This is a genomic window from Kordia sp. (assembly GCF_045105435.1).
Lineage (GTDB): Bacteria > Bacteroidota > Bacteroidia > Flavobacteriales > Flavobacteriaceae > Kordia.
In genome coordinates this window covers 1-10,756 of the sequence record NZ_JBGCDL010000044.1, presented here as the reverse complement: position 1 = coordinate 10,756, position 10,756 = coordinate 1, and the positions used below count along the sequence as shown (strand labels likewise).

The window sequence follows — 10,756 nt, the reverse complement described above, 5'->3', positions numbered from 1 at the left end:
TAAAACGATTTTAAAACCTCAGCCAACTTTCCTGTCAACGCTTTGCGCGAATATTTCTGTAATCCGATTGGAAAAACTTGCAATTGTTTATTTTTAAATGCTTCGTAGTACGCTACAATTTGTGTTTTGAGTTTCTCCTTTTCGGTATATAAAAAATAAGTCCCTGTATTGGTCTGCTGAATGATCTTTGCAATGTCTGCGTCTTCCGGACCAATTCCCATAATTGGTCGCTCCGCAGCCATATATTCAAAAAGTTTTCCTGCAATAATTCCTTTGGTTTTTTCGGCGTCAATCTCAATGACCAATAACAATTGTGAAGCGCGTTGTAATTGCAATGCTTTTTGATGCGAAACGTATCCAAAATACGTTGTATATTTTTCCAAACCAACTGCTATTATTGCATCTTGAATGTCTTGACTCACAACTCCTGCGAATTGCAATTGCACATCTTTTGCAAAATCAGCATCTGTTTGTACCAATTCTGCTAAGACTTCCCATAAAATCAATGGATTTCGCTCAGAAAGTAACGAACCAATATGCGACAATGTAAATTTTTCATCCATTGGAATACGTTCGTATTTTTCTACATCATATCCGTTGGTAATGACTTCAATTGGCTGTTTGGTCAATGCAGAAAATTCTTCTTTCGTAGTAAAACTTGTCGTTACAATTTGATCGGCAGTTTGTAACACTTCCGATTCTAATTGCAAGTGTTTTCGCTTCGATTTTTCTGTCAAGCGTAAATTCTCATGATAGCCAATTGTTGTCCACGGATCTCTAAAATCTGCCAACCATTTTATAGCCAATTGTTTTCGCAAATTGAGTCCGATCAAATGCACACTATGCGGCGGACCAGTCGTGATTACAGTTTCAATATTATTCTCTTTGAGATACTTTTTTAAAAACTTCACCGAAGGTTTCACCCAAAACTTTCGCGCATCAGGAATAAAGAAGTTTCCGCGAATATACAACATCATTTTTTCTGCAAAAGATTGTTTTCCTTTCGCAATAATACCTTTACTAATCGTTTTCGATTTTTTCTTCGAGAAGAATTCCGCAAGCTTATACGGTTCAAAAATGGGCAACTTTACAATGGTAATATCTTTGGGAATAGCATCCGAAAAAGTATCATCCACCATTGGGTAATTAGGATTTTTAGGAATAACTACAATCGGTTCAATATCAAAATGACGCAGATATTTTACAAACTTTAACCAACGTTGCACGCCTGGTCCACCTGCTGGTGCCCAATAGTATGTAACAATTACTACCTTTTTAGCCATAATTCACAAACTAATTATGCGGCTTCGACTTTCTTTTTACGTCGAAACTCATAGAATATTCCACCAAAAATTAACAACATCAAAATGATGGAACTTGTCAGCGAAACTGCAACACCTGTTTTTACAATTTCAGGCTCAAACTTAAACTCAATTTTGTGTTTACCAGCCGGAACTTCCATACCTCTTAAGAGATAGTTTACACGATAATATGGCACTAATTTCCCATCTAAATATACGTTCCAACCATGTGGATAATGAATTTCGGAAAATACAGCAAAACCTAATTCTGAATTTTCAGAAGTATACGTTAACTGATCTGGTTTATACTTGGTTAATGTAATGGTAGATAAAGAATCTTTCCCATAAAAACCTTTAATGTTTTTTGCATTTTCTTGTCCTTTTCGGAACAATACTTCTTCTTTCGTCTTTAATCCTTGCAAGGATATAATTTCATCATCGGCCGTTTCTACAAAGTTTACTTTCTTTATAAACCAAGCATTTCCATTCGGGTATGGGTTTCTAATATTCACAAGACCTACCGTTCTTCCCTGTTCATCTCTACGTTCATCAATCGTATACTTTACATTCAACATATTAAGTATGCTAACGTTTTTCGCATTGAATTCAAATCTTCGATTGTAATCTAAATAGAAATTGTACAATTCTTCAAGATGTCTCGGTTTTGCAGCATGATAACCACCAAGTGTATTATGGAAATATGCGGTACGTGCATGTGCCAAACGCAATCTTGGTTCAAATACACGGTAATGACCTTTATCTTTTAAAATTTCCTCGTCTACCCTATATTTGTCATACGGATTTTCAAATTCTGATTTCGTTACATATCTATTTTCATCGTCATAAACGTAACGTTGTGCTACGCCAACCAAATCAAATAATAACAAACCTCCTAAAACTAAGATGACAATGTTTTCTTTTATTTTTTCTTTAAGGAACGCATATAAAACACCTGCCGTTGCTAGTACGAGTAGTAATGAGCGGATGGCATCTTGCGTAAATGCAGCGGCTCTATCTTCTTTTAAAATTCTTAAAAACATTTCGTTCATTCCTTTATCATCTGGTGATTCAAAATTGAACAATGTAGATTTAAATAATAGAAAGAATAAAATAATTCCACCAATAATTCCTGTGCTTATATAAAGTGCTTTTTGCTTTTTTTCGAGTGAAATCTTACTTTCTTTTCTAAATAATTGTGCCAATCCTAAGATTCCCAAAATCGGGATACAAAGTTCTAAGATGACTTGTATGGACGAAACAGCTCTAAATTTATTGTAGAACGGAAAATAATCGATCATAAAATCTGTTAGGAAATTGAAATTTTTTCCCCAAGACAATAATAATGACATTAAAATTCCGCCTACGAGCCACCATTTTGCTCTACTTCTTACAAAGAATAAGGCCAACAAGGCAAGAAATATAATCACAGCACCAACATAGGCAGGAGCCGCTACAATAGGCTGACTTCCCCAATATCCTGGCAAGGTTTTTACGGCTTCACTCGCTTCTGTGACCGAATATCCGTTTTGTCGCAAAAAAGTAAATGTATTGGATTCTACACCGAAATCTTCTGAATTTGCGCCTCCCATAAATCGAGGAATTAACAAATTGAAACTTTCTGTTTTTCCGTAACTATATTGAGTTATATAATCTTTAGAAAGTCCTTCCTGTTTTCTCTGAGAACCATCTGGTTTTTTTGTCAATTCACTTTTTCCACGAATACTCCAATCAGCATATTGCTTGGTGGTCATCAAACTTGCACCATTCACACCTAAACTTAAAATTACGGCAACTGATAAAATTCCGACCGTTTTAAAAAAGTGAGGCAATTGTTGTTCTTTGTACGATTTAATCAAATAAACAATTCCAATCACAATCACCAACAACATTAGATAATATGTCATCTGCGGGTGCCCCGCCATGACTTCCAATGACATAGCAACGGCTGTGAGTAAAAATCCCCAAACGTATTTCCGCTGAAACGTGAGTAAAATTCCCGACAATACTAACGGAAAGTAAGCAATTGCATGTGCTTTGGCGTTGTGTCCAACATCGAGAATTATGATCGTATACGTGGAAAAACCAAAGGCGATGGCGCCCAAAATGGCGAGTTTCCAATTGACTCGAAGTACTAACAAAAGCACATAAATCCCCAGAAAATAGAGAAATAAATAATCTGCCGGACGTGGTAAAAATCGAAGTGTTCTGTCAAGTGTTTTTATGTACGAATGCGGATAGCGCGCTCCTAAAAGATACGTTGGCATACCACCAAAAGTGCTGTCTGTCCAATACAATTCTTTTCCAGTTTGGTCTCTAAAGTCATTTTGTTTCTTTGCCATTCCTGTGTACAGCATAATATCTTGTTGCTGCATTTTTTTTCCTTGTGCTACTGGATAAAAATAAGCCAATGACATGGCAACAAATAGCAATAAAGCTATTGCATGTGGAATTATTTTTTTGATATCTAAATTCACTTGATGTAATTTTTTAACATGTACAGATTGAAAAGCAATATACTAAACCTTTTCGGAACGATTTTTTTGGTAGAACGATAAATTGATATACTACTAATCTACTTCCTCGAAATCTATATATTCTCCTACGTCTTTGGATGATTTTGTATTGGGCATTTTGTCAATTGTAGTTTCTCCTTCTTTGGTACGTGACTCTTCTTGGTATTGCCCTTGTTGCTTGAATTGTTCAGAAAAACTTCTTTCGGCTTTCTTTGCTACATAGCGAATCATGACAGGTGCAAACAATCTGCCCAATATGCGTAATGCATACATGACTAAAATTATGATTGCTATTGTTCTTAGTACTCCCATATTGTATTATGACCTATATTTTTTCAAAAATACAATTTATGCAGATTTATTATCGTTTTTACTAGATAAAAAACTATAATTTTATGTAGTTTTGGCTTAAACCTGTTAAAAATTGTTAAAAAAACATGCGTTATTCACAGTCTAAAAGATTTGTGAGTAGTATTTGAGCGAATGTTTTATAAACTCACAAAAAAACAACCTATTTATAGATATATGAAAACAACATCTTTCTTAGCAGTTATTGGTTTTTTATTTTTTTCTTCTGCTGCATTTGCACAATATACAGAGGTAATCAACTCTAATCGTCCAGGAGCATCCATAAGCGCATATTCTGTTGGAAAAAGAGTCATTCAGTTTGAAGCTGGAATGTTTGTAGATAAACAAGAACACAAAAAGTTAAATACAGAAACGAATGCTTTCGGAATCGATTTTGCTTTGCGGTATGGAATGTTTAAAGAACAATTAGAAATTAGTTGGGAAGGTGCATATCAGTTTGATACGTTTACACAAAATGCGTCGAGTCCGGCACGAGAATTTAATAGAAATGGTTTTTTATCGCATACTATTGGTGCAAAATATATGATTTACGATCCCTATATAAAATCCTCACAAGAAAAACCAAATTTATATAGCTGGAAAGCGAACAACTCATTCCGTTGGAAAGATTTAATTCCTGCAATTGGTGTGTATGTTGGCGCAAATTTTATATTTTCCGACAATCCCTATTTTCCACGTACAGAACCATCTGTAAGTCCAAAAGTTACAGTGGCTACGCAAAGTCACTTTGCAGGACGTTGGGTTTTTGTATCCAATATTACTTACGATCGTATTACGTCTGATTCTAAAGAATTGAGCTACATCATCACTCTAACACATGCTTTTGACAATCCTAAATGGTCTGCTTTTATAGAGCATCAAGGAATTGATGGCGATTTATACGCAGATGCATTGTTTAGAGGTGGCGGCGCCTATTTATTAGCTGAAAACTTTCAGTTAGATGGTTATATTGGAGCTGGTGTAAAAAATACGCCGACACGTATTTTTGCTGGTTTTGGACTTTCGTATCGATTTGATGATTGGCATGAAGATGAGTTGATTCCGATTGATGAACAAGATCCAAAAGGTGAAGATCCAAAGGATAAGAAGAAGAAAAAAGATGAGCAAGAGTTAGAGAAGTTTGAAGACGACGGAAAACAATAACTATCTTTTTAACCAAATTCCTGATTGATGATTCACGTTCGAGAAGTAGCCAATAAAAAAGAATTAAAAGCTTTTGTAAAGTTTCCTTTTAGCCTTTACAAAAATTCTAAATATTGGGTTCCACCTATTGTAAAAGACGAATTAGAAACGTTTGACAAAGATAAAAATCCCGCTTTTTTAGATGCTGATGCACAGTTTTTCTTGGCTTTTAGAGATGGAAAAATTGTTGGTCGTGTTGCGGCTATTGTCAATTGGATTGAAGTGAAAGAACAAAAACTTTCCAAAATGCGTTTTGGTTGGTTTGATATGATTGACGATTTGGAAGTGTCAGGCGCTTTGCTTGATAAGATTACTGAAATTGGTCAATCGCACAATTTAGAATACATGGAAGGTCCTGTCGGATTTTCTAATTTAGATAAAGTTGGCGTGCTTACCGAAGGTTTTGATCATATTGGAACGATGATTACTTGGTACAATCATCCGTATTATGAAAAACACTTCATTCATCACGGATTGGTGAAAGAAAAGGAATATTTAGAAAATAAGTTTCCTTTTGAGAATGTGAAACCTAAGTTTTTTGAACGCGTTCAGAATTTAGTCAAAAAACGTTATCAACTTCGCCAGCTCAATTTTACAAAGACGAAAGAGATTATGCCGTATGTGGACGAAATGTTTGATTTATTCAACGCTTCTTACGCTTCCTTGTCTTCTTTTGTACCGATTAACGACATTCAGAAAGAATATTTTAAGAAACGTTATATCGGGTTTATCAATCCAGAGTTTATAAAATTTGTCGTTGATAAAGATGATAAATTAGTTGCGTTTGCCATTGTAATGCCTTCGTTCTCAGAAGCTTTACAAAAAATGAAAGGGAAATTATTTCCTTTCGGGATTTTCCACTTATTGAAAGCTCGAAAAAAACCAAAAAATATCACCTTCTACTTAATTGGCGTACATCCGGAATACCAAAACAAAGGATTAACTGCCATTCTGTTTATGGAATACTATCTTACATTCACTCCAAAAGGGATTGAAACTTGTATCCGAACTCCCGAATTGATTGAAAATACAGCGATTCATAAACTCTGGAAACATTTTGAACCTGTGACGCATAAACGACGAAAAACGTATAAGCGAAATCTTTGATTTCTTAGATGTTAGACTGCACTTTTTACTTGTCTGTTGTCTGTTAAGTTGCTTACTTCATTAGTAGTTTTGTAATGCAAACTCCACAGAACCAAGTTTGATACACTTTTACATTTAAAATTCAACATCTAGCATTTAAAATTTCAAAACGTCACTTCGAGTGAAATTCTGAAAGAATTTTGTATCGAGAAGTACTACAAAACTAAAAACGTTCTCAGTAAAACACTTTAACATTTAAAATTCAGCATTTAACATTTATAATTTCAAAAAGCAGTAAGTACCTCATCAAAAGGAACTTCAAGTTGCGTTCCATCTTTCATGTTTTTTACAATACACGTATTCTTTTCGAGTTCATCTTCTCCAATCAGAATTACATACGGAATGTTGCGCTTGTTAGCATAATTCAGCTGTTTTATATTCTTTTTATTATCAGGATACAATTCGGCACTTTTTCCTGCTTCACGCAAAACTTTGATTAGTTTTAAAGATGCCAAAGCTTCTTTCTCACCAAAATTAATACACAATACATCCACTTTATCCGAAACCGCTTCAGGGAATAAGCCAAGTGCTTCTAATACTAAATAAATTCGATCCAAACCAAACGAAATTCCAACGCCGCTGACATCTTTTAATCCAAAGATTCCTGTTAAATCATCATAACGTCCACCGCCGCCGATAGAACCCATTTTCACACCTTCTGGCGCCGCTACTTCAAAAATGGCTCCTGTGTAATAGTTCAATCCTCTGGCAAGTGTAATGTCTAAATCGAGTTTTGCAGTTTCCAATCCTAACACTTCTATTGCTTCAAAAACAAATTCTAATTCCGAAACTCCTTGCATTCCTTCTTCCGAACTTGCCAATAAACCTTTTAACTGATCTAATTTTTGGTCTAAGTTTCCAGAAAAACTGAATAAAGGTTGTACTTTTTCTATCGCTTCTGCAGAAATACCTTTGCGCATCATTTCGTTTTTTACGCCATCTTCGCCAATTTTATCTAGCTTATCTAATGCGACTGTGAAATCGATTAGTTTATCTTTTGCGCCAATCACTTCTGCAATTCCCGAAAGAATTTTACGATTGTTTATTTTGATCGTCACACCGTTCAAACCTAAGTTTGAGAATACCTTGTCATACAATTGCACAAATTCTACTTCTTGCCATAATGATGTTGAACCAACGACATCGGCATCGCATTGAAAAAATTCTCTAAAACGTCCGTTTGCAGGTCTGTCCGCACGCCAAACAGGTTGAATTTGATAGCGTTTAAACGGAAATGTAATGTCGTTTTGGTGTTGCACAACGTATCTCGCAAAAGGAACTGTTAAATCGTAACGCAACGCTTTTTCGGAAAGTGAATTGGAAAAACGTGCCAAGTTTCCTTCTTCCAAGGCTTTCAAATCTGCTTTCTTTACTTTATCGCCTGAGTTCAATATTTTAAAGATCAGTTTATCTCCTTCTTCACCATATTTTCCTGTCAAGGTTTCTAAATTTTCAAACGAAGGTGTTTCAATTGGTTGAAATCCAAAGTTTTGAAAAGCTGATTTTATGATGTTAAAAATGTAGTTGCGTTTTGTGACTTCTAATGGAGAAAAATCTCTTGTGCCTCTTGGTATGCTAGGTTTCTGTGCCATGATTTTGTATTGAAGCGCAAATATAAGTCTATTTTTTTGGGATTGAAATTTAAAACTGTTTCATGTCGATAGATTGTTGGTATTGGCGATTGAATTTTGTGTTTGTAGGCAAAAAGCGTACATTAATTGAATAATTAAACCAACCAACTATATTATTTTCTTATGAATCAAACATCTATTCCGCCTTTACGGGTCAGAATTCAACAAGTATCTCTGTGGCAATCTGTGGTTGCTGCATACGCAGTGCAACACACTAGAAAATTACGAAAAGATCAAACTTTTTTGAATTTGACGCATGTACAAGAGCATCACATGGTTTCAGGAACCAATCATTTAGCCGCTCAATGTGAAGCTAATAATTCCGTAGAAACACACACATTTATACCAGAACCCAAAGAAAATTCCACAGAAGCTGAATTTGGCGCCTATTTTTCTTCTTTATTTTTTCAAAAAGCCATGACTGCGACCGATGCGAATAGCGCTGCAAAAGATGCTTATAAACTTTGTGAGGAACTGGCAGCACGTTGGGGCAAGAAATTTAGACGATACAGCGATGCAGATGATTGTGGCTGGGCATATTGTTTGGAAGAGTATCTAAAATTTAAAAAACAATATAAAGGTGTAAAAAAGTATAACGATTGGATGAAAAATGGAGAACTCAATTTTGGAGTCATCGATTATAAAATTCCAAATAATGCTAAAGTCGCTATTATTGGCGATTGGGGAACTGGTATGCAAGATGGCGAATATTTATTGGAAATGATTTTGAAGCATCATCAGCCAGACGTAATTATTCACCTTGGGGATATTTATTATGCAGGAACACCTGAAGAATGTGATGCTAATTTTTATGATATTTTTCAGAGATTGTTTACGAAATACAAACAAATTCCTGTGTTTACCATTCCTGGAAACCATGATTATTACAGTTTTGCGTATGGATATTACCAAATGGTTGCCAAGTTAAACACTGGATTGAAAAGTAAAGGAATCAACGCTACACAAGAAGCTAGTTATTTTTGTTTGCGTACCGAAGATAATGGTTGGCAATTTTTGGGAATGGATACTGGATATTGCGATGGCGGTCCTTTAAGTGCCCGCTTTCCTAAAGATGGTCCCTTCTTGCATCCAAACGAACCTAAATGGCATCAAGACAAACTTGATAATTTTAATGGTGCATCTATTTTATTATCACACCACCAATTATTTTCTGGAAATGCCGAAGTCAACGGTCTTACAGGAACTTTTGGTTCAATTCCTTACCTAAATAAAAACTTGGTCGATTTTTTCCGTCCGTATTTTGGCAATAAAGTAGCAGGCTGGTTTTGGGGACATGAACACAATCAAGTAAAATATCAAAATAATTTGTTTGGATTACCAATTGGACGTTTGGTAGGTGCCAGTGCCTACGAAGAACCAGAAAGTGGAACACCTTATAAACAAACATTTCCTGAAGTTCCTTTTTCAACTGACCCATGTGCAATGTTAGACTCTGAAAATGAGTTTTTTAATCACGGATTTGCCATTATTGATTTTTCACAACGATCACATCCTACAGACGCAGTAACTACGCAATATTTTCAATATCCTTCTTGGGGAAAAACGGCTCCAAATCCTATTCCACAAAAAACATGTTTTATGTGGTCAGAACCGCTTGCTTTGCAGCCTCAAACAAAAGGCAAAGAAGTTCAATTTGGGCAACACATTCATCTAAATTTAGAGTTAGGAAATGCCTTTGTAGGTCCAGAAGTAGAACATTTTGAAATTTCTAGAGAAGAATACCTTCCTACAGTTCGTACAAATCCAGTTGTGTTAAAAATTTCAGATGCTTCCAATAGTTCAAATGTCATACAGGATGGCGATACCATTTATCTAACAACACAAGAACCCAAAGTTGGCAAATACAGTCATTTGGGTGCTTGGGATGGAATTACAACCCATGAAATCTATTATTATATGTATTCGCAAGCGCATGATAAAAATATGCGTTGGAAAATTAAAAAAGTAATTCCAACACCTAACGATCCTACGATCCACGAAAATGAAGCGGTATACATATTCAGTGAAAAGTTTTCTGGCAAATATCTGTGCCCATATTTATCTATTATAAATGAAAAAATATCGACCTATACATACTTGACGGTGAGCGATAAGGTGAATTCAAATTGGTTTATTCAAATCCAATAGTCTCATTCCGATGAAGAAGTAGCTTTGGAAAGTATCCTTGAAAAAAAGACGAAAACCGCTCTTTTGTTGAAAAAATTATCTCATTTATTAAATCATCAGTTTCAATAAAATTACATTCATGTATTTTAATAAGAAAAGGCATTGTGAAATTCTTCGCAATGCCTTTGTTATATAGCAGATATTCATGTACGCCAACACTGCTTTAAAACATTAAAAAGTTGTGCTTTGTAATGTTGAAACCTTATTGTATCAGTGCAAATTTAGCTGCGTTTCTGTCTTCCAAAAAGCCTTTGTTCACAGTTAAGATTTTAACAATGATTAATTTCATTTCATCTTCACGCAAGTGAAATTCATACAGGTATTGTGGCGAGATATTTTCCAAAAATAATTATTATTTCACCACAGGAACTTTGCGCCAGCCATTTTTAGATTCCGAGAAATCACGTGCGGCAAAACACCAAATGAT

General features: G+C 35.1%; 8 protein-coding genes. 3 read left to right on the top strand and 5 right to left on the bottom strand.

Annotated features, from left to right (window positions below):
• The 3 genes from AB8B65_RS01895 to AB8B65_RS01885 all read right to left on the bottom strand — a co-directional run.
• Nucleotides 1–1,283 (bottom strand): glycosyl transferase family 1 (locus tag AB8B65_RS01895; protein ID WP_405299106.1); only part of this gene is annotated, 1,283 nt, incomplete at its 3' end.
• A 14-nt stretch (nt 1,284–1,297) separates the two neighbouring features.
• On the bottom strand, nt 1,298–3,775 hold the full coding sequence (locus AB8B65_RS01890; protein WP_405299105.1) for a YfhO family protein: 2,478 nt from the start codon (nt 3,773–3,775) through the stop codon (nt 1,298–1,300).
• A 93-nt stretch (nt 3,776–3,868) separates the two neighbouring features.
• Nucleotides 3,869–4,126 (bottom strand): DUF4834 family protein, encoded by a 258-nt coding sequence (locus AB8B65_RS01885; protein WP_405299104.1) that lies wholly within the window; start codon nt 4,124–4,126, stop codon nt 3,869–3,871.
• Between the two features lie 213 nt (nt 4,127–4,339).
• On the opposite strand from AB8B65_RS01885, the gene AB8B65_RS01880 reads away from it, so the two are divergent.
• Nucleotides 4,340–5,326, top strand: coding sequence for a transporter (locus AB8B65_RS01880; RefSeq protein WP_405299103.1), 987 nt, complete (start codon nt 4,340–4,342; stop codon nt 5,324–5,326).
• Between the two features lie 27 nt (nt 5,327–5,353).
• Nucleotides 5,354–6,472 carry a GTP cyclohydrolase gene (locus tag AB8B65_RS01875; protein ID WP_405299102.1) on the top strand — a complete coding sequence of 373 codons (1,119 nt, stop codon included), beginning with the start codon at nt 5,354–5,356 and terminating at the stop codon, nt 6,470–6,472.
• Between the two features lie 263 nt (nt 6,473–6,735).
• Here the strand turns inward: AB8B65_RS01875 and hisS are convergent, their stop codons facing one another.
• Nucleotides 6,736–8,103, bottom strand: a complete 1,368-nt coding sequence (gene hisS, locus AB8B65_RS01870) for a histidine--tRNA ligase (protein WP_405299101.1) — start codon at nt 8,101–8,103, stop codon at nt 6,736–6,738.
• 162 nt (nt 8,104–8,265) lie between these two features.
• On the opposite strand from hisS, the gene AB8B65_RS01865 reads away from it, so the two are divergent.
• Complete coding sequence (locus AB8B65_RS01865; protein ID WP_405299100.1) at nt 8,266–10,290, top strand: metallophosphoesterase family protein; 2,025 nt, start codon at nt 8,266–8,268, stop codon at nt 10,288–10,290.
• A gap of 241 nt (nt 10,291–10,531) precedes the next feature.
• Here AB8B65_RS01865 and AB8B65_RS01860 read toward each other — a convergent pair whose 3' ends face one another.
• On the bottom strand, nt 10,532–10,672 hold the full coding sequence (locus AB8B65_RS01860) for a hypothetical protein (RefSeq protein ID WP_405299099.1): 141 nt from the start codon (nt 10,670–10,672) through the stop codon (nt 10,532–10,534).
• Nucleotides 10,673–10,756 lie beyond the last annotated feature (84 nt).

Coding starts and splice junctions, on each gene's coding strand:
- AB8B65_RS01880 (WP_405299103.1), top strand. CDS start 4,340: ATGAAAACAACATCTTTCTTAGCAGTTATTGGTTTTTTATTTTTTTCT.
- AB8B65_RS01865 (WP_405299100.1), top strand. CDS start 8,266: ATGAATCAAACATCTATTCCGCCTTTACGGGTCAGAATTCAACAAGTA.
- hisS (WP_405299101.1), bottom strand. CDS start 8,103: ATGGCACAGAAACCTAGCATACCAAGAGGCACAAGAGATTTTTCTCCA.
- AB8B65_RS01875 (WP_405299102.1), top strand. CDS start 5,354: ATGATTCACGTTCGAGAAGTAGCCAATAAAAAAGAATTAAAAGCTTTT.
- AB8B65_RS01885 (WP_405299104.1), bottom strand. CDS start 4,126: ATGGGAGTACTAAGAACAATAGCAATCATAATTTTAGTCATGTATGCA.